This is a genomic window from Burkholderia sp. 572, assembly GCF_040545135.1.
Classification (GTDB): Bacteria; Pseudomonadota; Gammaproteobacteria; order Burkholderiales; family Burkholderiaceae; genus Burkholderia; species Burkholderia cepacia.
In genome coordinates, this window is record NZ_JBEPLH010000033.1 from 50,635 (window position 1) to 75,044 (window position 24,410).

At 66.3% G+C, this 24,410-nt stretch carries 19 protein-coding genes and 1 pseudogene; 14 read left to right on the forward strand and 6 right to left on the reverse strand.

Annotated features, from left to right (window positions below; translation table 11 throughout):
- The first annotated feature begins 77 nt into the window (after positions 1–77).
- Both ABIC51_RS37110 and ABIC51_RS37115 read left to right on the forward strand, forming a co-directional pair.
- A complete protein-coding gene (locus ABIC51_RS37110; RefSeq protein WP_059682289.1) occupies positions 78–347 on the forward strand; it encodes a ubiquitin family protein in 270 nt (89 codons plus the stop codon).
- Between the two features lie 67 nt (positions 348–414).
- Positions 415–1,566, forward strand: a complete 1,152-nt coding sequence (locus tag ABIC51_RS37115; RefSeq protein WP_175901073.1) for a WD40/YVTN/BNR-like repeat-containing protein — start codon at positions 415–417, stop codon at positions 1,564–1,566.
- A 45-nt stretch (positions 1,567–1,611) separates the two neighbouring features.
- On the opposite strand, the gene ABIC51_RS37120 is transcribed toward ABIC51_RS37115, so the two are convergent.
- A complete protein-coding gene (locus ABIC51_RS37120; protein ID WP_175862747.1) occupies positions 1,612–2,541 on the reverse strand; it encodes a LysR substrate-binding domain-containing protein in 930 nt (309 codons plus the stop codon).
- A 147-nt stretch (positions 2,542–2,688) separates the two neighbouring features.
- Here ABIC51_RS37120 and ABIC51_RS37125 point away from each other — a divergent pair, with 147 nt between their 5' ends.
- The 4 genes from ABIC51_RS37125 (at position 2,689) to ABIC51_RS37140 (ending at position 6,162) form a co-directional block, all read left to right on the forward strand.
- Entirely contained in the window at positions 2,689–3,114 is a 426-nt protein-coding gene (locus tag ABIC51_RS37125; protein WP_175862748.1) for a PACE efflux transporter, read from the forward strand.
- A gap of 330 nt (positions 3,115–3,444) precedes the next feature.
- Positions 3,445–3,573: a hypothetical protein gene (locus tag ABIC51_RS37130; RefSeq protein ID WP_021163990.1), complete on the forward strand. Its 129-nt coding sequence runs from the start codon at positions 3,445–3,447 to the stop codon at positions 3,571–3,573.
- Between the two features lie 78 nt (positions 3,574–3,651).
- On the forward strand, positions 3,652–4,608 hold the full coding sequence (locus ABIC51_RS37135) for a M29 family metallopeptidase (protein WP_059697134.1): 957 nt from the start codon (positions 3,652–3,654) through the stop codon (positions 4,606–4,608).
- Between the two features lie 135 nt (positions 4,609–4,743).
- The gene (locus ABIC51_RS37140; RefSeq protein WP_175901070.1) at positions 4,744–6,162 is read left to right on the forward strand and encodes a tetratricopeptide repeat protein; all 1,419 of its coding nucleotides are present in this window, start codon (positions 4,744–4,746) and stop codon (positions 6,160–6,162) included.
- 117 nt (positions 6,163–6,279) lie between these two features.
- Here ABIC51_RS37140 and ABIC51_RS37145 read toward each other — a convergent pair whose 3' ends face one another.
- The 4 genes and pseudogenes from ABIC51_RS37145 to ABIC51_RS37160 form a co-directional block, all read right to left on the reverse strand.
- Complete coding sequence (locus ABIC51_RS37145) at positions 6,280–7,227, reverse strand: choline ABC transporter substrate-binding protein (RefSeq protein ID WP_021163993.1); 948 nt, start codon at positions 7,225–7,227, stop codon at positions 6,280–6,282.
- 104 nt (positions 7,228–7,331) lie between these two features.
- Positions 7,332–8,330: a GlxA family transcriptional regulator gene (locus ABIC51_RS37150; protein WP_027790601.1), complete on the reverse strand. Its 999-nt coding sequence runs from the start codon at positions 8,328–8,330 to the stop codon at positions 7,332–7,334.
- Positions 8,331–8,437: 107 nt separating this feature from the next.
- Positions 8,438–9,334 (reverse strand): choline ABC transporter permease subunit, encoded by an 897-nt coding sequence (choW, locus tag ABIC51_RS37155; protein WP_021163994.1) that lies wholly within the window; start codon positions 9,332–9,334, stop codon positions 8,438–8,440.
- A pseudogene (locus ABIC51_RS37160) lies at positions 9,327–10,618 on the reverse strand (quaternary amine ABC transporter ATP-binding protein); the annotation flags it as partial. The gene choW and the pseudogene ABIC51_RS37160, both read right to left, overlap by 8 nt.
- A gap of 481 nt (positions 10,619–11,099) precedes the next feature.
- Between ABIC51_RS37160 and ABIC51_RS37165 the strand changes: the two are divergent.
- The 3 genes from ABIC51_RS37165 to ABIC51_RS37175 are packed head-to-tail and all read left to right on the forward strand — an operon-like array spanning position 11,100 to position 16,060.
- On the forward strand, positions 11,100–14,540 hold the full coding sequence (locus tag ABIC51_RS37165) for a DUF2339 domain-containing protein (protein WP_175901067.1): 3,441 nt from the start codon (positions 11,100–11,102) through the stop codon (positions 14,538–14,540).
- Positions 14,537–15,880 carry a DUF3999 domain-containing protein gene (locus ABIC51_RS37170; RefSeq protein ID WP_175856120.1) on the forward strand — a complete coding sequence of 448 codons (1,344 nt, stop codon included), beginning with the start codon at positions 14,537–14,539 and terminating at the stop codon, positions 15,878–15,880. The genes ABIC51_RS37165 and ABIC51_RS37170 overlap by 4 nt, the downstream gene beginning before the upstream one ends.
- A gap of 42 nt (positions 15,881–15,922) precedes the next feature.
- The gene (locus tag ABIC51_RS37175; protein ID WP_244117148.1) at positions 15,923–16,060 is read left to right on the forward strand and encodes a hypothetical protein; all 138 of its coding nucleotides are present in this window, start codon (positions 15,923–15,925) and stop codon (positions 16,058–16,060) included.
- A 131-nt stretch (positions 16,061–16,191) separates the two neighbouring features.
- Here the strand turns inward: ABIC51_RS37175 and ABIC51_RS37180 are convergent, their stop codons facing one another.
- Positions 16,192–16,989 carry a GNAT family N-acetyltransferase gene (locus ABIC51_RS37180; RefSeq protein WP_027790598.1) on the reverse strand — a complete coding sequence of 266 codons (798 nt, stop codon included), beginning with the start codon at positions 16,987–16,989 and terminating at the stop codon, positions 16,192–16,194.
- Between the two features lie 281 nt (positions 16,990–17,270).
- On the opposite strand from ABIC51_RS37180, the gene ABIC51_RS37185 reads away from it, so the two are divergent.
- From ABIC51_RS37185 to ABIC51_RS37205, 5 genes are all read left to right on the forward strand, one after another.
- Positions 17,271–17,576, forward strand: coding sequence for an NIPSNAP family protein (locus ABIC51_RS37185; protein WP_059697138.1), 306 nt, complete (start codon positions 17,271–17,273; stop codon positions 17,574–17,576).
- 312 nt (positions 17,577–17,888) lie between these two features.
- On the forward strand, positions 17,889–18,539 hold the full coding sequence (locus ABIC51_RS37190; protein WP_124536465.1) for an NADPH-dependent FMN reductase: 651 nt from the start codon (positions 17,889–17,891) through the stop codon (positions 18,537–18,539).
- Between the two features lie 235 nt (positions 18,540–18,774).
- The gene (locus ABIC51_RS37195) at positions 18,775–18,993 is read left to right on the forward strand and encodes a hypothetical protein (RefSeq protein ID WP_021157097.1); all 219 of its coding nucleotides are present in this window, start codon (positions 18,775–18,777) and stop codon (positions 18,991–18,993) included.
- Between the two features lie 95 nt (positions 18,994–19,088).
- A complete protein-coding gene (locus ABIC51_RS37200; protein ID WP_060373574.1) occupies positions 19,089–19,991 on the forward strand; it encodes a hypothetical protein in 903 nt (300 codons plus the stop codon).
- 1,213 nt (positions 19,992–21,204) lie between these two features.
- On the forward strand, positions 21,205–24,410 hold a 3,206-nt coding region (locus ABIC51_RS37205), incomplete at its 3' end, for an ESPR-type extended signal peptide-containing protein (RefSeq protein ID WP_354006961.1).

Consider the following 24,410-nt stretch of genomic DNA (forward strand, 5'->3'; position numbering starts at 1 on the left):
GACGCCGTCTTTGCGCCCCCGACGGATCGCCTAAGCTAAAGACCGTCCCCTCCGCGCGGCTCCTGCCAGCCACCGCCATGGCGCACCTCTTCTTCGCCGCCTCGATCCAGCGGCATATCGAAACGCCCGAGCGCGAAATCGACGCCCGCACGCTCGGCGAAGCATTCGACACCGTTTTCGGCGAGCAGCCGCGACTGCGCGGCTACATCCTCGACGACCAGGGCGCGCTGCGCAAACACCTGTCGGTATTCATCGACGGCCAGCCGATACGCGACCGTCAGCGCCTGTCCGACGTGCTCGGCGACGCGAGCCGGGTCTATGTCGTACAGGCGCTGACGGGCGGATAAAGGGACGCATGCACAAGCGCCGACCGCGTGCCGGAACGCCAGGTCGGGCCATCAGGAGACATCGCACATGAACGATCGACTGCTCGTCGCCACCCGCAAGGGCCTGTTCGTCCTGCAGCCCGGCGGCAACGGCGGCTGGACGCTCGGCGAGCCGCATTTCGCCGGCGAGCCGGTCAGCATGGCGCTCGCCGACCCGCGCGACGGCACGCTGTATGCGGCGCTCAACCTGGGACATTTCGGCGTGAAACTGCATCGCAGGCGGGCCGGCGCCACCGACTGGGAAGAATGCGCGGTGCCTGTATATCCGCCGCAGCCTGCCGACGATCCGCCCGCCAGCGCCCCGTCGGGCACGGGCGCCGCAAGCGACACGGGCGACGCGCCGCCCGGCCCGCCGCAGCCGCCGTGGACGCTCCAGCAGATCTGGTCGCTCGAAGCCGGCGGCACCGACGAGCCGGGCGTGCTGTGGGCGGGCACGATTCCCGGCGGGCTGTTCCGCTCCGACGACAGCGGCGGTTCCTGGGTGCTCAACCGGGCATTGTGGGATCGCCCGGAGCGCGCCGAATGGGGCGGCGGCGGATACGATGCGCCGGGCATCCATTCGGTGATGGTCGATCCGCGCGACAGCCGGCACGTGACGATCGGCATCTCGTGCGGTGGCGTCTGGCAGACCGCCGACGGCGGCGCGACGTGGCGTGTGACGGCCGACGGCATGGAAGCCGACTACATGCCGCCCGAGCGGCGCGGCGAACCCAACGCGCAGGACCCGCACCGCGTCGTGCAGTGCGCGGCCAACCCGGACGTGCTGTGGACGCAGCATCACTGCGCGATCTTCCGCTCGACCGACGGCGCCGAACACTGGCGGAGGATCGAGGCACAGCCGTCGAGCTTCGGTTTCGCGGTGGCCGTGCATCCGCACGAGCCGGACACCGCGTGGTTCGTGCCGGCCGTGAAGGACGCGTGCCGGATTCCGGTGGACGGCCGGTTCGTCGTCACGCGCACGCGCGACGGCGGGCGCAGTTTCGAGTCATTCACGAACGGGCTGCCGCCCGCACCCGCGTACGACCTCGTGTATCGGCACGGGCTCGCGGTAGACGATTCGGGCACGCGCCTCGCGATGGCGTCGACGACCGGCGGGTTGTGGACGTCCGATGACGGCGGGGAAAACTGGCGGTTGGTGTCCGCGCATTTGCCGCCGGTGTATTGCGTCAGGTTCGGGTGACGGTGTGCGGTCGCACCGTTCGCACACGGCGCGCGCGGCCCCGCTTTAGCGCTCGACGCCCGCCCCCATCCGCGCCACCGCCACCCGCGTCTGCGCGATCTCCGCTTCGAGCCAGTCGAGAAACGACCTGACCTGCGGCTCGCGCTCACGCCCGGGCCGGCACAGCGCGACGAAACGCGCGCCGTCGAGCCGCACCGACGGCTCGATCGGTGTCAGTGCCCCGTGCGCGACATGCTCGGCAGCCAGCACCGAGCTGAGCAGCGCGATGCCCTGCCCGTGCAGCACGGCCTGCAACGCGTAATGCTCGTCGTCGTAATGGCGAAACACCGCGCGTTCGAGCCACGCGTCGCGGCCGGCCGCACGACACCACGACGCCCAGTCGACCGACACCGGCAACGGCGTATCCCACACGGTCTCGATCAGGTCGAGCGGCTCGTCCGTGCGGTGCGCGTCGAACCCGGCGGCCGCATAGGCGCCGAAATACTCGTCGATCAGCGCAATCTCGTGCAGCGCCGGAAACGTGCGCGACGTTGCGCGAATCGCGAGATCGATCCGCGCGTCGCGTTCGAGATCGGCGAGCGTGTTGCCGGTTTCGACCTTGATGTGCAGTTGCGGATCGATGCGACGAAACCGCCCGAGACGCGGAATCAGCCACATCGCGGCGAATGCGGGCGTGGTGGTCAGCACGAGCGTGCGCTCGCCGGTCGCTTCCGGCCGCACCGCATCGAGCCCGCGGCTCAGCGCCAGCAATGCATCGTGACTCGCGCGAAACAGTTGCTCGCCCTCCTCCGTGAGCCGCACGCCGCTCGCGCCGCGCTCGAACAGCAGCACGCCGAGCCGGCTTTCGAGCGACTTGATCTGATGCGACACGGCGGCCGGCGTCACGGACAGCTCGTCCGCGGCAGCCTTGAATGCGCCAAGCCGCGCCGACGCTTCGAATACACGCAATGCGGTCAGGGGAAGTTTCGAGAACACGGGGCCTCGCGGGCCGGATCGGGCCGGGTTGAATTCGATTGAATCGGGGTGAGATTAGGTGAATTGAAGCAGGCGTGCAACGCGAATAGCCTTGCGGGACGTCACGGCAGGGTGCCGCGGCGAATGACGTCGAACCGGAGAAACAACGTGCAAGGCCTATCGCGCAGGATCACGCAGGCGGTGCTCTACGAAGCGATCGCGATTTCCTGCATCTCGCCCGTGATCGCGGCGCTCTTCAAGCAGGGCCTCGTCTATTCGGGCGCGCTGTCGGCGACGATGTCGGCGATCGCGATGCTGTGGAACATGATCTTCAACACGCTGTTCGAGCGCTGGGAAGCGTCGCGCCGGCAGCCGGCACGCACGCTCGGGCGGCGGATCCTGCACGCCACCGGATTCGAAGGCGGGCTCATCTTCATCCTGGTGCCCGTCGTGTCGTGGTGGCTCGACATCTCGTGGTTCGACGCATTCGTCGTCGACATCGGGCTGTTTGCGTTCTTCTTCTGTTACGCGTTCGCCTTCCAGTGGGCGTTCGATCGCGTGTTCGACGTGCCCGCGGCGACCAAGGGGGAATGAAACGAGTGCCCGGTAATCAAGTAGTCGAAATCGACATCAATCGGTGCGTTTATTCCCATTTCAAAACGCACCCCGTTTCATTTTTTCGACATTCAAACAATACCGCCACCAGCATTCACAAGACCAAAACAACCCTAGGGTTTACGTTACATTGTCCCTCTGCAAATTCGAATGCTAATGTTGTCTGACGATTAACAGAAAGCAATCATTCACACCCACCCCATATAATCGGCGCAACCCCATGTGCCCACTCAATCGCTAAATCCGCCCTCGAATTTTCGGGGGCGATTTGCGATGTTCGCAGTTCAATTCCTAAACAAGGAAATCATCATGAACGAAAATCAGGAAAAGCAGGATCTCCCGCTGATCGAATGGATGCAGGAAGATCAGCATGAAGACTGGGTCGAGATGATGAAGGACAGCGCAGTCATTCCATTCGCAACGGCTCTGTGGGCCTAAGCAGGCAGCCCGAACGATGGCGGATCGCAATGACCCGCCATTTTTTTGATCCAGAAACTGGATACCCCGGAGATAATCATGGAAAAAAGTGTCGAGAATTTCTTTTCGTGTGTCCGCGGTCATCCAGCCATGGTGCAGAAACATTCAGCCGGCGCCAACATCCTGGTCGGTTCGGATCAAAGCCAGAGAAATACCGCGCAATCGATTATCCGGCACTGCCCGAAAAAACTCGAATATTCGTTCACCTACGTCGAGCTTGACACGGAAAATCACGAACAGGTCATAAAGGAAATCGACCGGTGTGACATGTTCATCTTCATGTACGACTCGTCCATACGTTCCGACATCAACCCGCATGGGCCGTCGTTCATCCCGCCCCTCAAGCCGAAAATGGCCGAGCACTGGAAGAAGTCGGTATTGCTGCGGGAATACGGCGAATTCTTCAAGGAGGCCTTTTCCGAGAGCATCGACGACATTGCCGCCCGCAACGAACGCATCATTGCGGCGGCACAACGCGCTCGACGCGTGCAATTTCACGACGGCTTCGGTGGTTCGCTGCACGGAACGCTGGATCAGACATGGAAAAGCCTCGATGGCCGCAACCACTACGACCTGATGCCCGGCGAAGTGGCGACCCGCGTACTCGACCTGACCGGAAGCGTCTTGTTCGGCGGCACCTTCCTGAGCACGGTGCCCTTTGCCATCAAGTACGGTGTCATCGACCCGATATTGAAGATCGGGATCGAGCGGAGCCAGGTGGTCAGCGTCGAATCGGCCAATCGACAGCTCGAGGACGATTTCAGGTTGTATCTCGACAAATGCGCGGGAAACAGGATCGTCGAGGAGTTCGGGATCGGGACGAACCTGAACGTCAGGCTGCATGGACGCAATGCAAGTTTCGAAGAACGCCATCCCGGGTTGCACCTTGGCCTCGGCGGCGGTGAACGCGGCAGCCATCATCTGGATCTGGTGTTTTCGTCCGGAAAGATCCTGTTCGACGACACCGTCATCTTCGACGGCGCATTCCGTGTGTAGCCCCTGCGACAACACGGCCGGCATCGACGCCCCGGCGAGGTGCCGGCATCGCGATGCCCACCTCCGGCACCCTGCTCGCGCCGGTTCCCGTTGCGCCCGCCCCGCACGGTGACCGTGCCCGCCGGAACCGCACTCATGGTCGACCTCGAACAGCAACTGCATGCCGCGCAGACGCAATACGCAGGCGATTCGCATGATCCCGCGATCCTGCATCGGATCTGCGAACTGTTGACGGCCCTCCGGCGAGAGGAGGAAATGCTCCCCTGGGCCGATCTGGCGCTGGCGCTCGACCCGCACGACGCCGTCTCCATGACACGGCGTGCCGATGCGCTCTACCTGCTGGGCCGCTACGTCGAAGCCGCCGAAGCCTGGAAACGTGATCCGTCGCGGCACAGCCGGCCCGAACTCCACCGCTTGCGACTGGGCATGAGCCTGATGATGGCCGGCGATCTCGCGCAGGCCATCGCGTTGCTCGACGAAGCCTTCCGGATGGCGGCATCCGGTCCTGCCGAGATGAGGGCATCGATCGGATTCGCGATGGGAGAAGCGATGCTCAAGGCGGGCGATCCGCGCGGCTTCGCCTATTGGCGAATGCGTGACGACGTTCCGCGCCTGTCCGCCAATTACCGCCCGGTCGACCTCCCGACATGGGACGGCGAATCGGATGTGCGCGGCAGGCGTGTCCTGATCACGCATGAACACGGCTTCGGCGACAACTTTCTCCTCTCGGCCTGCGTGGCCGACTGGCTGGACGAAGGCGCGCACGTCATGCTCACCTGTCATCCGCAGAGCCACGCGCTCATGCAGGCGTCACTGCCACGGTGCGAGATCGTCGCCGCCCCCAATCCGGTGCAGTTTCATGCGCCGTTGCCCCATGAACTGCAGGCACGCGTCGACAGGTTCGCGCCGGACCTGCATGCCTCGCTGCTTCATTTGCCCATGCTGAAAGCCCGGCGGACACGCCTGCCGGAACGATGGTTCGCGCCCTACATCAAGACGCCGCCGCACAAGCAGCGGATCGCTGCCGAATGGGCCGCGCAAGTGCGCGAGCAACATCCGGGCAAGAAGCTGATCGGACTGTTCTGGGATTGCGTCCAACGGCATTGGCCCGAAAAAGGCGCCATCGTCAGGTGCTGGGCCAGCCGCCGCAGCCTGCCGCTCGATGCGATCGACGCGATCGTGGCACACCCCGCCATTGCGGAAAGCATGCATTTCGTGAATCTGCATCACCCCGCTGCCGCAGCGCTGGCGGGCACGCCGGCCGGCAATGTTAGTCACTACCGGCCCGGGATTCGGGATTTCGGCGACACGGCTGCATGCATGGCCCAACTGGATGCCGTGGTCGCGGTCGATTCGGGCGTCGCCAACCTCGCGGCCATGATGGGGATGCGGACTTGCGTACCGACCCACGTCTGTGGCGACTGGCGCTGGGGCGTCGAGGGTACCGCGAGCCCCTGGATCGCGCATGCGAACGCCGTGCGGCAAACCCGCGAAGGCGACTGGAGCGACGTGATTCGACGCATCAACGCGTGGCTCATGCAAGTCGTGGCCTGATGCCTGCTCACGCCGGACAGGCATGCCGACGCCCCCCGGCTCCCGAAATCTTCCCGGGACGGGGGGCGCCGATCCGTCAAGCCGCTTGCGGGCCAGGCGAACGCCCGGCCGCGTCGCTCAATGCACGCCGAGATACGCCTTCACCGCCGGCAGGCCCGGTTTGCCGTCGAGCGTCGTCACACCCGCGAGCCACTTGTCGAGCGCCTGCGGGTTCGCCTTCAGCCACTCGGCGGCCGCCTTGTTCGGCTCTACCTTGTTCATGATCGGCACCATCACGTGGTTCTCGATCGTCGTCGTGAACTGCAGGTTCGACACGAACTTCGCGACGTTCGGGCAGCGCTGCGCGTAGTCGGGCGGCGTCGCCGTCAGCACCTTCGCTTCGCCGTAGTTCGGGCCGAACACGTCGTCGCCGCCGCTCAGGTAGTCGATCTTCATCTGCACGTTCATCGGATGCGGCTCCCAGCCGAGGAACACGATCCACTGCTTGTCGCGGATCGCGCGATTCACCTCGACCAGCATCCCGGCCTCGCTCGACTCGACCATCTTGAACTTGCCGAGGCCGAACTGGTTGCCATCGATCATCTTCTTGATCAGCAGGTTGCCGTCGTTGCCCGGCTCGATCCCGTAGATCTTGCCGTTCAGCTTGTCCGCGTATTTCTGGATGTCCGCGAACGACTTCAGGCCGCCCTGATAGACGTAGTCGGGCACCGCGAGCGTGTATTTCGCGCCGGTCAGGTTCGGCGTGGAGAGCACCTTGATCGTGCCGGCCTTCGTGAACGGCTGGATGATCGGGTCCATCGTCGGCGACCAGTAGCCGAGGAACACGTCGATCTGCTTGCTCTTGATCCCCGCGAACGTGATCGGCACCGACGCGATCGTCTTCGTCGGGTTGTAGCCGAGCCCCTGCAGCATCGTCGTGGCGAGGCCCGTGGTCGCCGCGATGTCGGACCAGCCGACATCCGCGAAGCGCACGTTCTTGCACACGGGCGGATCGGCCGCATAAACGGCCGACATCGGCGCGGTTATCCCGATCCCGCACACCGCTGCGATCAATAGGCGCTTCATCTTGCTTCTCCTCAAAGTGATGTCGTTTGCTTGAATGCGGGATCGTTTATTGAAGCCGCGCGCCGCGATCCCGGCGACGTCGCGGACTGGATGATTCTCGACAGTCAGCGCCCCGGCAACCGGCGCTCGTAGCTCGGCGCGTGGCCGAACTGCGCGCGGTAGGCCTTGCTGAAATGGCACGGCGAATGAAACCCGCAGACCGTCGTCACGCGCGCGATCGACGCGTCGGTCGTGCGCAGCAGGTCGCGCGCGCGCTTCAGGCGCAGCGTCAGGTAATAGTGGGTCGGCGACACGTTCAAATACACCTTGAACATCCGCTGCAGGTGCCGCTGCGACAGCCGCACGAGCCGAGCGAGTTCCTCGAGCGACAGCGGCTCCTCGATGTTCGCCTCCATCAGCCGCACGACCTCGATCAGCTCCGCGCGCGAGAAGCCGACGCGCGCATCGACCGGAATCGGCTGCGTATCGGTCGAGCTGCGGATGCGCTCCAGGATGAACTGCTCGGATACCTGCGCGGCCAGTTGCTGGCCGAACCGCATGCCGACGAGGTTCAGCATCAGGTCGAGCGGCGCGGTGCCGCCGGTGCAGGTCAGCCGGTCGCGGTCGACGACGAACAGTTCGTCGGCGAACCCGACCTGCGGGAACTCGGCATGCAGCGACGACAGGTTCTCCCAGTGCACGGTGCAGCGATAGCCGTCGAGCAGCCCGCTCGACATCAGCGCATACGCGCCCGTGCAGATGCCGCCGAGCGGCAGACCGCGTTCGGCAAGCGCCGCGAGCGTATCGCGCGCCTCTTCGTCGACCACGTCGCGGATGCGGATGCCGCCGCATACGATCATCACGTCGGGCAGCTTCGTGTAGTCGAGCGCCTGCGTCGGCCGTACCGCGATGCCGTTGCTGGCATGCACCGGGCTGCCGTCGAGCGAGTAGATCGACCATTGGTAGTGATCGGCCCGCCCGACGTAATTCGCCATCCGAAGCACTTCGACGGCGCTCGAGAACGCGATCATCGAGAAGTTCGGCAGCGTCAGGAAGCCGAAATGGGCGAGGGACGAAACCGGTGAAACGCAGGCGGCGGGCGCGACAGCGACGGCGGACGTCACATCGGTCTCCTGGCGAGGAGGTTGCAGGGGGCCACCCCCGCGGCCGAAGCCGCGGAAGTCGTTTTCTATCGTCAAGGTAAGCGGCCGGGGCTTCCGGCCGCCGGAGGTCAGGCCTGTGCGGGTGAGGCCTTCACGCGAAACAGCTGCTTGAGGCCCGAGAACAGCGGCGCCTTCACGGTGCCCGGCGCGCGGCCGAAGCTTTCGGTGATGCGGTCGAGAATGATCGCGAGCAGCACGACCGACAGGCCGCTTTCGAAACCGAGGCCGATGTCGAGGCGCTGGATACTGGCGAGCACGTCGTTGCCGAGGCCGCCCGCGCCGACCATCGACGCGATGATCACCATCGACAGCGCCATCATGATCGTCTGGTTCACGCCCTGCATGATCGACGGCAGCGCATTCGGGAACTGCACCTTGTACAGCAGCTGCCACGGCGTGCAGCCGAAGGCCTGGCCGGCTTCGACGATCTCGCGGTTCACGTGCCGGATACCGAGGCTCGTCAGGCGCACCGCCGGCGGCATCGCGAAGATCACCGTCGACAGGATCCCCGGCACGCGGCCGAGACCGAACAGCATCGCGGCCGGAATCAGGTAGACGAACGCGGGCATCGTCTGCATCAGGTCGAGGATCGGGCGCACGATCGCGGCGACCCACTTGCTCTTCGCGGCCCAGATGCCGAGCGGGATGCCGAGCACGAGGCTGATGATCGTCGACGACAGCGTGAGGCCGAGCGTGATGACGGTCTGGTCCCAGAAGCCCGTCGCGAAGATCAGCAGCAGCGACGCGGTGGTGAACAGCGCGAAGCGCCAGCCCACCCGCCACAGCCCGACGCCGATGAAGATCGCCATCATCAGCCACATCGGGATCGCCTGCAGGCCATGCTCGACGAAGGCCGCGAGCCCCTCGATCGCTTGACCGATCGCGTCGAACGTCTTGGCGTCATGGTCGAGCAGGTAGTGAACGGACTGGTCGACCCAGGTACCGAGCGGAATCATTTCAGACATGGGAGCCTCGCGAACGCGTGATGGCCTTCAGGATGAGCGCACGATCGACCGAACCGCAGTAGCAGCCGTCGTCGTCGACGACAGGCAGCGCATTCGGGCTCGCGACCACGCGCGCGACGACATGTTCGAGCGACGCATCGCGCCGGATGCTTTCGATCGGGCTCACGGACGGCGTCTCCTGACCGATCGCATCGCGCGTGACGAAGCCGCGGATCTTGCGTTGCGCGTCGAGCACGAACGCATAGTCGGCACTGCCGTTCAGCGTGGCCGCGACGTTCGCGGCATCGCACTTCGACACGATCGGCACGGCGCCCGTCTGCATCAGGTCGCCGGCCGTGAGGTAGCGGCTGGTGTCGATGCCGTCGAAGAACGCGCGCACGTAGTCGTCGGCCGGGTTCGCGATGATGTCCTGCGGCGTACCGACCTGCACGAGCCGGCCGCCTTCCATGATCGCGATGCGGTTGCCGATGCGCAACGCCTCTTCCAGATCGTGCGACACGAACATGATCGTGCGGCGCTGTTCCTTCTGCAGTTGCAGCAGCACATCCTGCATTTCGCGGCGCTTGAGCGGATCGAGCGCGGAGAACGCCTCGTCCATGATCATCAGCGACGGGTTCACGGCCAGCGCACGGGCGAGGCCCACGCGCTGCTGCATGCCGCCCGACAGCTCGGACGGCAGCTTGTGCGAGAACGGCGCAAGGCCGACCTGCTCGAGCACTTCCATCGCGCGGCGCTCGCGTTCCTTCTTGCCGACGCCCGCGACTTCCAGGCCGAACGCGGCGTTCGACACCACGGAGCGATGCGGCATCAGCGCGAACGACTGGAACACCATGCTCATGTCCTTGCGGCGCAGCGCGGTCAGCGCCGAGCGGCGCGCCGACGCGACGTCGAGCCCGTCGATCATCACCTTGCCGGCGCTCGGATCGACCAGCCGGTTCACGAGGCGGATCAGCGTGGATTTGCCGGAGCCGGACAGGCCCATCAGCACGAAAATTTCGCCTTCCTGCACATCGAAGGAGACGTTGTGCACGCCGACGACCTGGCCGGTGCGCTTCAGCACGTCATCCTTCGTCGCGCCGGCGGCGAGCATGTCGAGCGCCTGCTGCGGGTTACTACCAAACACCTTGCACAGACCTTCGACCACGACCTTGGGGGCATCCATCGAAACCTTCTCCTCGTGTAGCGGGGACTCACGTGTGTCATAGCGTGCCTACATAGTTGCCAGAAAAAACCCCGACCTGCCGACGAATTACGACAAACGCTTGCGCAAATACGACACGGCCTCCAGCCCCGCCGGGCGGGCCACGGCGCGCGGCGGCACGCGATTGCGGCGGCGCAATACTCGCACGGCCAGCAACGGCGGGCATCACGCGCCGGACTTGTGCGCAGCAGCGTGGCGCATATCGCGTCGTTTTATGCGCGAATTCGCATCGGGCGCACGTCGCTTTACGACAATTCCACGTCCGATCCCGCGGCCAACTAGCCTGACAAATGCACACGCGGCATTCACCGATAAAAAGCATGACCGTGCAAAAAGCCGTACGACGACACCGGAAGGTGCACGCCGCGATACCGCGCCGACCCGGAAAATCCCCGACAGCCGCTGTGATACATTCCCCGCCAACAGGCTGATTGCGACGCAGGCCGCCATGCGGCGGCCTTCAGCCGTGCATGCCGGTTCGCCTGCTGGCCATGCCGACACCGCCTCGACCGGCATACGTCCGATCGCAGGCCGATAACGATACGAGAGAGGGAGCAAGGCGAGATGAACTGGGCTTTTACCGCAATCGGCTTCGTCGTGGGCGGGATTGCCGCATTGATCGGGGATTTCTCCGCCGTCAACGGCGCCGTACTCGGCGCCGCGATCGGGTTCTGTCTCGATCACACGCTGCAACAGCGCAAGCGCAAGGGCAAAGGCGCGGCACCCGACACGTTCGCGATGCAGACGCCGCCCGCCCAGCCGCCGGTTCCGCTCGCCGATCGCGTCGCGCGGCTCGAAGCCACCGTCGAGACGCTGACACGTGAAGTCGCGTCGCTGCGCGGCCAACTGGCCGGCGCGAAGGCCGGCTCGACCTCGACCGCGGCGACGGCGCACACGCCCGCCGGCACCGCATCGGTGTCCGCGGCGCCGCCCGCGATCTCATCCGCCCCCGTCCCGCCTTCGGCCACGCTGCCGCCGCGTCCGCCTGCCCAGCCGGCCGCCGCGCGCGCGGACGCACCGGCGTCGCTATCGGCACCGGCTCCTGCGCCAGCCCCGGCGCCGGTTCGCACCGCCGCGCCGGTACCGGTACCGGCCGCGCTCCACGCGAGTGAAACGCCTGCCGCTCCGGCCCCCGCACCATCGGTTCCCCCCACGCCGCCCAAACCGCGCGAGCCCGACATCGTCGAGCGTGCATTCCGCGCCGCGCGCGACTGGCTGCTCGGCGGCAACACGGTCGTGCGCGTCGGGATCGTCGTGCTGTTCTTCGGGGTCGCGTTCCTGCTCAAGTACGCGGCCGACAACAACATGCTGCCGATCGAATTCCGCCTCGCGGGCACCGCGTTCGCCGCGGCCGCGCTGCTCGCGATCGGCTGGCGCGTGCGTGCGCGCCGCGCGGCGTACGGGCTCGTGCTGCAGGGCGGCGGCGTCGGCATCCTGTACCTGACGATCTTCGCCGCGACCAAGCTTTACGCGCTGCTGCCCGTCGGCGCCGCGTTTCCGCTGATGGTCGCGGTATGCGCGCTGAGCGCGTTCCTCGCGGTGCGGCAGAACGCGCTGCCGCTCGCGTTCATGGGCACCGCGGGCGGCTTTCTCGCACCGGTGCTGCTGTCGACCGGGCACGGCAACCACGTCGCGCTGTTCAGCTACTACGCGCTGCTGAACGCAGGCATCTTCGCGATCGCGTGGTTCAAGGCCTGGCGTCCGCTGAACCTGCTCGGCTTCGCGTTCACGTTCACGATCGGCTCCGCGTGGGGCGTGACGGCCTATCGCCCCGCGCTGTTCGCGAGCACCGAGCCGTTCCTGATCCTGTTCTTCCTGATGTACGTCGGCATCGCATTGCTGTATGCGGTGAAGCGCGAGCTCGCGCTGCGGCACTACGTCGACGGCACGCTCGTGTTCGGCACGCCGATCGTCGCGACCGCGCTGCAGGCGTCGCTCGTGAAGGACATGCCGTTCGGGCTTGCGTGGAGCGCCGTCGCGCTGTCGGCGTTCTACGTCGTCGTCACCGCGTGGCTCGCGCGGCGCCGCGACCGCCTCGCGCTGCTGTTCGAATCCACGCTCGCGCTCGCGGTGATCTTCGCGACGCTGGCCGTGCCGCTCGCGTTCTCCGGCCCGACGACCAGCGCCGCGTGGGCGATCGAAGGCGCGGCCGTCGTCTGGCTCGGCGTGCGCGAGAAGCGCATGCTGCGGTTCGGCTTCGGGCTGCTGATGCAGCTCGCCGCGGCCGGCGCGTTCTTCACGAGCCTGCTCGGGCCGGCCGACGCCACCGCGCTGCCCGTGCTCAACAGCCCCTACATCGCGATGCTGCTGATCGCGCTCGCCGGCCTGTTCACCGGCTGGTGGCTGCACGGACGCGCGGAAGCGCGCGCGTGGCATGCGTGGATGCCCGAGATCGGCGCCGCGGCAGCCGCGTGGGGACTGCTGTGGTGGATAAGCGGCGGGCTGCACGAGATCCTCGTCTACGCGAGCCGTCACGTCGACCTGCATGCCGACCGCTTCGTCATCGATTCGACCGCGCTGTTCGCGGCCGGCACCGCATGGCTCGCGCATGTCGCGCGCCGCCGGCTGGCGTGGCCGCTCGCCGAATGGCCCGCGCTCGCGCTGACGCCCGTGCTGGCACTGCTCGCGCTGCGTGCGTTCGATGCGCATGAAGCGCCGCTGTCGGGGATGGGCGCGTTCGCGTGGCCTGTCGCCGTCGGCGCCGGCCTTGCACTGCTGTGGCGCCAGTCGCGCGGCACGGCAAGCGCCGATCCTGCGGAAGGCGCGACGCCCGGCACCGCACCCGGCCTTGCGCAAGCCGTCGCCGCAGGCATCATCGCGCCGCTGCACACGCTGACGTTCTGGACCCTGTGCGGGCTGCTGTCGCTCGAAGGTTTCTGGCGCCTGCGCGCGTTCGTGCCCGAAGGCGCATGGAGCTGGAGCGCGTGGGCCTACGGCTTCGGTGTGCTGCTCCTGCTGGTGTCGGGCCCCGGCTCGCGTCTGCGCTGGCCCGTCGCGGCGTTCCCGCGTGCTTACCAGGTGTGGGGCGCGGCACCGCTCGCCGCGCTGCTGTGGCTGTGGAGCATCGCGAGCGCGATCAGCGACGGCAACGCGGCGCCGCTCTTCTGGCTCCCGCTGCTCAACCCGCTCGACATCGCGCAGTGCCTGGTGTTCGTCGCGTTCACCGTATGGCTGCGCCGCCTGCGCGCGCTCGGCATCACATGGCATCCGCACATCGTCGACTACGCCGCGATCGCCACCGTGTTCCTGTGGTTCAACGCGCTGATGCTGCGCACGCTGCATCACCGCTTCCACATGGCCTACGACATCGACACCGTGCTGTCGTCGTTCGGCATCCAGCAGGTGTTCATGGTCGGCTGGAGCCTGTTCGCGTTCGCCGGGATGTGGCTGACGCGCCGCGACGGCATCGCCCGCGTGTGCGCGCTCGCGTCGCTGCCGCTCATCGTCGTGATGTGGGTGTGGACCTTCTACGCGAACTTCACGCAGGACGGCGGAAGCTGGGCGCGCGTGCCGCTCTTCAACCCGCTCGACCTCGTGCTCGTGGTCGTCTACGCGCTCGCCGCGTCGTGGTTCGTGCGCGCACGCAAGCTCGGCTGGTCGTTCGGCAACCATCGCGTCGAGCTGCTGAGCGCGGCCGGGGCGACCGCGTTCCTGTGGCTGAACGCGATCCTGCTGCGCACGCTGCATCACTGGGCCGGCGTGCCGTACGAACTCGGCGCGATGGCGGAATCGACGCTCGTGCAGGCGTCGGTGTCCGTGTACTGGACGCTCTGTGCGCTCGCGATCACGATCTGGGCCACGCGCCGCGGGCTGCGACCGCTGTGGTTCGTCGGCGCCGCATTGCTCGCGCTCACGGTCGTCAAGCTGTTCCTGTTCGACCTGTCGCACGTGACCGGCATCGAGCGCATCGTGTCGTTCATCGGCATCGGCGTGCTGCTGCTGTTGATCGGCTATTTCTCGCCGCTGCCGCCGAAGGCCGCCGCGCAACAGGACGGCCTGCAATGAAACGACTCGCCGCGCTGCTCGGGCTGAGCCTGCTCGCGTCGTTCGCGGCGGCCGACGGCCCGCCCGCGCAGCGCTTCTCGCTCGACCTCGACGGCACCGCCGCGTATTACCAGCTCACCGTGCCGCAGCCGGTTTATGCGGCGAGCCGGCGCGACGATCTCGGCGACGTGCGCATCTTCAACGGCGCGGGCGAGCCGGTGCCGTATTCACTCGATGCGCCCACGGCCGCCGCGCCCGCCGTACCGCCGGCGCGCACGCCGGTGCACTGGTTCCCGCTGCCGCCCGCCCGCGCCGACAACGGCAGCGCGCCGCTCGGCGTGACGGTCGGCCCGGACGGCGCGCTGCGCGCGGGCGTCGCCGCACCGGCACGCGCAAAGCACGGCGCGGATCTCGTCGACCTGTCGCATGCGGACGGCGACATCGACGCGCTGCTCGTACACGTGGGCGACGACAGCTACCAGGGGCGTGTCGCCGTCGAAGCCAGCGACGACCTGCGCAGCTGGCGCTCGCTCGGCAGCACGCAGTTGCTGAAAGTCGGCCACGGCGACGACATGCTCGTGCAGGAGCGCATCGCACTCGAAGGCGCGGCGCCGCGCTACCTGCGGCTCGACTGGCTCGACGGCGCGCCCGCGATCGCGTCGATCGACGTCGAGACGCACCCGCGCGATGCGCGCGGAACCGACACCGCGTCCGTGCCGCGCCAATGGCGCGACGCCGTGCGCGTGCGGGCCGGCGGCACGCCCGGCGAGTACCTGTTCGACACCGACGGCGCGTATCCGGTCGACCGCGTGCGCATCGACCTGCCGCAACCGAATACCGTCGCGCGCGCGACGCTGCAGAGCCGCGCCGACGCGCAGGCGCCGTGGCGCGACGTCGCGGGCGCCGTGCTGTTCCGGCTGCAGGGCAAGGCCGGCGAGCAGCGCAATCCGCCGCTGGAGTTCGCGGCGAATACGGATCGCACGTGGCGAATCGTCGTCGACATGCGCAACGGCGGATTCGGCAGCGGCCAGCCGGCCGTCGCGATCGGCTGGCATCCGGCCGCGCTGACTTTCGTGGCACGCGGCGCACCGCCGTTTACGCTCGGCGTCGGCGACGCGTCGCTCGTGTCGTCGGCCGTCGGCCGCGACGCGCTGCTGGTCGGCATGGCCCCCGAAGTGCGGCCCGCGCGCGTCGGCGCGGCGTTGCCGGTATCGGCGGTCACGCCGGCGCCGGCCGCCGACACGGACGCACCGCGCCGCTACGTGCTGTGGGGCGCGCTGGTCGTCGCGGTCGGCGTGCTCGGCACGATCGCGTGGCGCCTCGCGAAAGGCGGCGGCGAATCGAGCGGCCGCGACGAGTGACGTGGCGCGGCCGAGTCGGGCTTCGATCGCCACGCGGTCAGTGTGGCCGGCGCACGCGGGTTGATGCAGGTGCGGCCCGACCGAACGCAATCTCGTCGCGCAAGTGAAGAACCTGTCCGATCCGGCCACCTACGTGCGGATCGGTGCGGCCATCTCATGAAGGTGCGCGTCAGGGCATAAAAAGCGCGTAAACGTCCGTTTCGCCGCGGCGCGGCGGGGGTGTCTCGAGGGCCGTACACGAGCGGGAGCGCCACACTCCGCTCGTTCGGCGTTTACGCGGCAAAACAGGAGCAGGAACCGGAGCACGGCGTTCAGCCGAAGGTGTAGCGCCCGTGCTGGCGCGGACGCCACGGCGACGAGCGGCAACTCGCGGCACCGGCCGCGCGTCGCGCCGCCCAGCCTGGGCCACGCCGCACGTACCGATCGCGCCGGACCACCGCGGCCACGCGCGACGGCAACGCATGAGCAACACGCCGCACGGCCGCCATGCGCGCGGCCATTCGCGACGCCGGCGATGCCGACGACACCCGGCGCACGACATGCGCGACGGGCCGCTTGCAGAGGATCGCGCTGTCGTAGCGCTTGCCGTCGAAGCGCATCACGTCGACGACGTCGAAACCCTGCGAGCCGTAGAACGCGAGCAGGTGCGAAGCGGGATGCGGCGTGTCAAGCGCGAGCAGCGTGTAGCCGCGCAACGCGGCCCACCGCTCGGCGAACGACAGCAGCAACGCGCCGATCCCGCGGCTCTGGCAATCCGGGTCCACCGCCACCTGCCGCACGCTCGCGACGCCTTCGCGCCGGTACAGCGGGCAGGCCGACGACGGATCGGTCGCATACAGCGTGGCCGTGCCGATCACGCGCCCGCCGCACACGGCGACATAGCACTCGCCCGCTTCCGCGCGACGGCGCGTGACGGCCTCATCCTGGTCGACACACGTACAGTTGAGCCCCATCGCGCCGAGCCGCGCGAACGCGCGATGCAGCATCGGCGTGAGTTGGGCATAGCTGTCGAAGGCCGGATCGAAACGCCGCACGATCACCCGGTCGGCGCACGCGGAAGGCGGCGCGGCAGGCGTGTGTCCGGCGATCGCGTTCCAGGGTATCGACATTGCCATGCTCCGTGGTTGGGATGCCCGAAGTCTATGAGCGCGCCGATGGCCCCCGCAAGAAAAAATGTCGTAAAAGTTTGGGGACGTGCGTGCGGGAGAAACGGTCGCGACGGTGCACGCCGCGGCGTCGCGTGCGTCATTGCGAACGCATGACGGCACACCGATCGTTGCGCACGCAAGCAATGCATCGAGCGCGACGGCGTCGATCGCCGGCGCGCGCCGTTGACACATGCTGCAGCGCCATCCACACTCGCCGGATCCTTTCCGCTCCAGGCGCGCCCATGATCACCTGCTTCCTTCGCTACGTCATCGATCCGTACAAGCTCGACCAGTTCGAAACCTACGGCAAGATGTGGATTCCGCTCGTCGAGCAGTTCGGCGGCACGCATCACGGCTACTTCCTGCCGTCCGAAGGGGCAAACAACATTGCGCTCGCGATGTTCTCGTTCCCGAGCCTCGCCGAATACGAGCGCTACCGCGAACGCTCGATGGACGATCCGGCCTGCCAGGCCGCGTTCCGCTACGCCGAGGAAACGCGCTGCATCGTCAGCTACGAGCGCAGCTTCTTCCGGCCGGTGTTCGACTGACGGGCCACGGCCCGGTGCATCGCACCCCTTTTCCTGACCGGGACCAAAAAAAAGCCCCGCCTGCATCCGCGCGGCGGGGCCAACCCATGTCAGTAGAGACATCATGGAGGAGACGGGCCCATCTTATCGACCGCGGCCGGCCAGCCCAACCAAGCATTTCTGCTATCGATCCGTGCGGCCGCGCGCACGATTGCCCGTGCCTCCCGGCATATCGATAGAACGAAAAGTCGTTTTCAGAGTGGCGGCGGGGTCGTTACCATCTGGTTTTTAAGCCTGTGCTTAGCCGGGCAAGCCATCCCCAAGGAGCGCCCCTTGACTGCATTCGATCAACACCGCCGCCCGTTCGTCGTCGGCATTGGCGGTACCACCCGGGCAGCGTCGTCGACCGAACGCGCGCTGTCGTTCGCGTTGCGCGGCGCGCAGGCAGCCGGCGCACGCACGCGCCTGTTCGACGGCCCGTTCCTGCATACGCTGCCGCACTACGCCCCCGAACACAAAACGCTGACCGACGCGCAGCGCGAACTGATCGACGCCGTGCGCCAGGCCGACGCGATCATCATCGCGACGCCCGGCTATCACGGCGGCGTCTCCGGCCTCGTGAAGAACGCGCTCGATACGCTCGAGGAACTGCGTGCGGACGATCGGCCCTATCTCGACGGACGCGCGGTCGGCCTGATCGTCACCGCGTACGGCTGGCAGGCGGCGGGCACCGTGCTGACGTCGCTGCGTTCCATCGTGCATGCGCTGCGCGGCTGGCCGACGCCGTTCGGCGCGACCGTGAACACGCTCGAAACGCGCTTCGACAACGCCGACAGCTGCTCGGACCCGAAGGTCGTCGCCCAGCTCGAGACGGTCGGCACGCAAGCGGCCGAGTTCGCGCTCGCGTTCGCGTCGCATCGCGCGGCTTCGCATGCGGCATCGGTCGATGCGCTCGCGCCTGTGCTGAAGATCGCCAACCAGTAATTTCCCCGCCTTTCACCGCCCGCGCCCGGACGACCCTGTTCGCCGGCGCGGGCGGTGCACATTCGGACGAACGGCCGCGCGCCGTGCACGCCGACGCTGCCCCCGGTTGCCCTTTCCCCGTACCCCGCGCCGATAACGATTCGGCCCGCCGCGTGATTTGCATTGGCCGAAAGATTGGTTCACGCGGCCGGCGGGTTTTCGTACGCTGAACATCCGAACTCTCTCCGCGCACGCCATGAACCGTACGATCCGCTACAAGGGCTACGAAGTCGCCCCCGCTGCCGCCCGGTTGCCGAACGGGCTGTTCGCCGCCAACCTGACGATCGCGAAGGCAAGCAGCGGCCCGTCGCCGCGCTCCGTCTCGTTCGACGCGATCGATTTCTTCTTCGAGGAAGAACACGCGCTTGCCTACGCGTCCCGCTGGGGCCGCCTCTGGGTCGACACGCACGCGTGACGCACGCCTGGCCGGCGTGCGCATGGCCGCTCGAAAATACGCAATTACGGAAGCTATGCAAGAATCTTTCGATCCGTAATCGCACAACAATAGCCATGAGTGACACGCTGCAGGAACAGCACGCAGCCGCAGATCACGCAATGCGCAACTGGACCTTCGAGAGGCAAGGTCCGGTCCGGATCGGTTCCGATGCGCACATGCAGATGTTCTGCCGCATGCTGCTCGACACACACAACCCGTACAAGCCGGCGGTCATCGACTGGCCGGCGCTCAAGCCCGCCGAGCTCAAGCGGCTCACGTCGCTGCCGATCTGGGACATCGCGGTGCAAACCGAAGGTCGTGCATCGATCCGCGTCGCGACCTATGCGGCGACGGTCGGCGATCCGCTGCTGCGCCGCGCGCTCGAGATGGACGGCGGCGAGGAAGCGCGCCACAAGGTCGTGCTGTCGAAGCTCGTCGAGGCATACGGCATCCGGCTCGCCCCCGAGCCACCCTACCCGGCGCCGAAGGATCCCGAGTGGTCGTGGATGGTCACGGGCTTCAGCGAATGCATCGACAGCTTCTTCGCGTTCGGCCTGTTCCGTTCCGCGCAGCGCTCCGGTTATTTCCCGCCCGAACTCGTCGACACCTTCGAGCCCGTGATCCAGGAAGAAGGCCGCCACATCCTGTTCTTCGTGAACTGGTACGCGTGGTACTGGCGCAGCCTGACGTGGTGGCGCCGGCCCTGGTTCTTCGCGCGGGTCGCGGCCGTGTGGGTGCACTTGATCCGCGAGCGCATCGGCATCGCGCGCGGGATCGACGCCGACGGCGTCGCGCGCGACGCGAACTTCCCGGCGACGAACACCGCCGACATCGGCGAAGCGCTGAACCCGCGCGAGCTGATCGAACTGTGTCTCGCCGAGAACGATCGGCGGATGGCCGGTTACGACAAGCGCCTGCTGCGCCCGTTGTTCGTGCCGCGTATGGCACGGCTCGCGCTGCGGTTTCTCAAGAAGTAACGCAACCGATCCGGGCAAGGGCCCGGTTGCCCGGTCGAGCATCCTGGCAACCGGGCCTCGGCCATCATCACGTCCGGGCCGGCTGCATGCCGGCCGGAGCCGGCCGGTGGCAATCGCATCGTCCGCATCCGGGCGCGCAGCAGCGCAATACGCTGTGATCGACGTATCCGTTCTGCTCCATGCCCCGCGTCCCGTTCACACCTCGATGCGCGTTCGTCACACTTTGCATGGCGAGCCGCATCGCTCGGGCTGCCCGGCCCGCCGCCCGCTCGACGCCGCCACATCGCCACATCGCATGCGGTGTGAAACCTCACCGGCCTGCATCCACCTGCCAGATGTGGCGCCCTCGACACATTCGCTCACGCCGTTTTTTCTTCGGCGCTTCGAGGCGCGCGGACAAATTGTCACACCCAGGATTTGACAATTCAGGGGCGTCGGCCAGCGGCTTTAACAACCTGCCGCCAGCACGCGCAAACCGGTAGCGGGTAATGCCTCCCGGACGGGCTCGCCTCGCCGCCAAACCCCACACGAATGTCAACATCAACGAAATAGTCAATAGGACAAATTCGAAATACGAATGACGACGGCCCTGACCATCGCCCTGTAGCACTTTTTTACAAATTCGACGCGCCATCCCGCCCGGAACGCCCGTCACACGGGCCATCGCAGCGAACGAAATGCGCATATCAGCACAGCCCGGCATTCTTAATTTTGAATTAAATTGATTTAAAGATAATCTAGTAAATCAATAAGAAATCGAAACTCAAATCTCGAATTAACAAATTAACAAGGTGGACACCTCATTATCGCAAAACGCGCCTCTAAACATTACAAATTAGAAAGGAATGACTCGCTCGCAAACGTTTGCTATTTCATTTTCCTTACTTTTGCTCCCAAAGCATCTGTAACCTACCGCACAAAACAAACATAACTTATTGATTTTTATAGATAAAATGAGATACGTACCGAGGGATCGCGATCCTACATTTTTCATTCTTACATCTTACAAATTCATTCCTCATTGACGCATCAAAACACGGCTTATTAACCATCCTTTAACTTTTCAAACTCGATATTTATCACTTTTTAGCAATCTGAAAAATCCTCCTCCAATAAACTCCGCCCATCAATTTTGAGATTCGCGCGAGCGCACGGAGCATTCCTCTAACAAAAGAGACCGGTGTGTGGCGTGCACATTTGGAGGTAGCAGGACATGAACCGCACATACCGCTCGATCTGGAACGAAGCCCTCGGCGCCTGGGTCGCTGCATCCGAACACGATTCGGCACGGGGCAAGCCGAACAAGTCGGCTGTCATGGTCGCAGCCGTCGCGGCCCTGGCGATCAGCCTGCCCGGACTCGCCGAGGCCAATACGTTCAACACACAGCAGACCTGCCTTACGGGAAGCAACGGCGCGGTCGGCCGCGTGAACCCGGGGGGCACGCAAAACCAGGCCGGCGACGGCTCCGGTACGTACTCGGTCGTGGCCGGGTGTAACTCCAACGGCAACGGTTTCACGGGTGTCACGGTCTATGGCGCGTTCGCACAAGCAAACGGCAACGGCGCCGTCGCCATGGGCATCCAGTCATCTGCCGCCTTGTGGGGTGTGGCAACCGGCCTTGAAACGACCGCCAGCGGCATCGGCGCGACCGCCCTCGGCTTCGGCTCGACGGCAGCCGCGCTGAACTCCGTCGCAATCGGCGGCGCGGGCGGCAACGGTACGACGCCGCTGTCGCAGGCAAACTCGACCATCGCATCGGGTGCGGGCTCGATCGCAATCGGCAGCAACGCAACGAAGGGTGCGCAGTCGGCCGCTTCGGACAGCATCGCGGTCGGCGGCCAGTCATCCGTCGCATCGGCCGCCACGTCGGGGATCGCACTCGGCCGCGGCGCGACCGTCAACGGCGCGTACGGCATCGCTCAGGGCGACGGCATCGTCTCCGGCGCAACCGGCCAGAACGTCGCGATCGGTTCGTCGGGTACGACGGCCAACAGTGGTAGCGCGAACGGCGGCGCGGTGGCAATCGGCCGCGCGCAAACGGCCAGCGGCGACGGCGCGGTCGCGCTCGGCACCAGCAACTCGGCGAACGGCACGGGCGCGGTCGCGCTCGGCAACGGCAACTCGGCGAACGGCACCGGTGCGGTTGCGCTGGGCAGTGGCAACAGCGTGACGGGGACGGGTTCGGTCGGTATCGGCAGCGGCGCCAAGGCGACCTATGCGGGTTCGAGCGCAATCGGTGCCTCGTCGTATGCGGGCGGGGCTTCGGCGCCTGCCTCCGCTTTCGGGAACGGGAGTTCCGCGACGGCGAACTATGCAACCGCGATCGGCGTCAACGCCAGCGCTGCCGGCGGCGGCAGCGTTGCGCTGGGCGTGGCCACTGCGAGTGCGCTCCAGAGCGTTGCAATCGGCCAGCAATCCAATGCTTCTCAAGCCGGCAACATTTCGATCGGCTCGTTTGCGACGGCCAGCGGCAACGGCAATGCGGTCGCGATGGGCTATCAATCGACCGCTTCCGCCGGCAACGCGATGGCGCTCGGCTACCTGTCGACGGCCAACGTTGCAAACTCCGTCGCCCTTGGCAACAACTCGGCGACGATTGGTGCGGCGGACACGGCGACGGGCGGCACCGGTTCGGTCAACTCCGCCACGATCGGTGGCCAGACGTTCGGTAACTTTGCGGGCGCAAGCGCCGCCAACGGCGTCGTCAGCGTCGGTACGGCGGGCAATGAGCGTCGCATCCAGAACGTCGCGGCGGGTCTCGTCACGTCGACCAGCACCGATGCGATCAACGGTAGCCAGCTCTACTCGGTCGCGAGCACGACGACGTCGAGCATCACGAGCCTGTCGACGTCGGCTTCGACCGGCTTGTCGTCGGCGAATAGCTCGATCACGTCGCTCTCGACCTCCACGTCGACGGGTCTGTCGTCGGCCAACAGCTCGATCGGCTCGCTGTCGACCGGTCTCTCGTCGACCAATAGCTCGGTCACGTCGCTTTCGTCCTCCACGTCGACGGGTCTCTCGTCGGCCAACAGCTCGATCGGTTCGCTCTCGACCGGTCTCTCGTCGACGAACAGCTCGATCGGCTCGCTCTCGACCGGCCTCTCGTCGACCAATAGCTCGGTCACTTCGCTGTCGTCCTCCACGTCGACGGGTCTCTCGTCGGCCAACAGCTCGATCACGTCGCTGTCGTCCTCCACGTCGACCGGCCTGTCGTCCGCCAACAGCTCGATCGGCTCGCTGTCCACCGGTCTCTCGTCGACGAACAGCTCGGTCACGTCGCTGTCGTCCTCCACGTCGACGGGTCTCTCGTCGGCCAACAGCTCGATCACGTCGCTGTCGACCTCGACCTCGACCGGCCTGTCGTCCGCCAACAGCTCGATCGGCTCGCTGTCCACCGGTCTCTCGTCGACCAATAGCTCGATCACGTCCCTGTCGACTTCGACCTCGACCGGCCTGTCGTCGGCCACCAGCTCGATCGGCTCGCTGTCCACCGGCTTGAGCACGGTCTCGACGAAGACAGACAACCTCGGTAGCAGCACGGCCTCGGCACTTGGCGGTGGCTCGACGTATGACCCGACAACCGGCAAGGTCTCGGCCCCGTCGTACACCACGTACAACGCGAACGGCACGACGTCGACCGCCAACAGCGTCGGCTCGGCAATCGACAGCATCAACAGCCAGGGCATCAAGTACTTCCACGCGAACTCGACCGGCGCCGACAGCACCGCGACGGGCACCGACGCCGTCGCCATCGGCAGCGGCGCCATCGCCAGCACGAACAATTCCGTCGCGCTGGGCGCCGGCTCGAAGGCCGACACCGCGCCCGTCGACACGAGCAGCGCAACCGTCGGCGGCGTCACGTTCGGCGGATTCGCAGGCACCAAGCCGGTTGGCACCGTTAGCGTCGGCAGCGCCAACAACGAGCGGCAAATCACCAATGTCGCCGCCGGCCAGGTAACGTCGACCAGTACCGACGCGATCAACGGTAGCCAGCTTTATTCCGTCGCCCAACAGGTCGGTACCGCGACCAGTGCCATTTCGTCGCTGTCGACTTCGACGTCGACCGGTCTGTCGTCGGCCAACAGCTCGATCACCTCGCTGTCGACTTCCACGTCGACGGGTCTGTCGTCGGCTAACAGTTCGATCACGTCGCTGTCGACTTCGACGTCGACGGGTCTGTCGTCCGCGAATAGCTCGATCGATTCGCTGTCGACCTCGACCTCGACGGGCCTCTCGTCGGCTAACAGCTCGATCACTTCGCTGTCGACTTCGACCTCGACGGGTCTGTCGTCGGCCAACAGCTCGATCACGTCGCTGTCGACTTCGACCTCGACCGGCCTCTCATCGGCCAACAGCTCGATCACCTCGCTGTCGACCTCGACGTCGACCGGTTTGTCGTCGGCTAATAGCTCGATCAC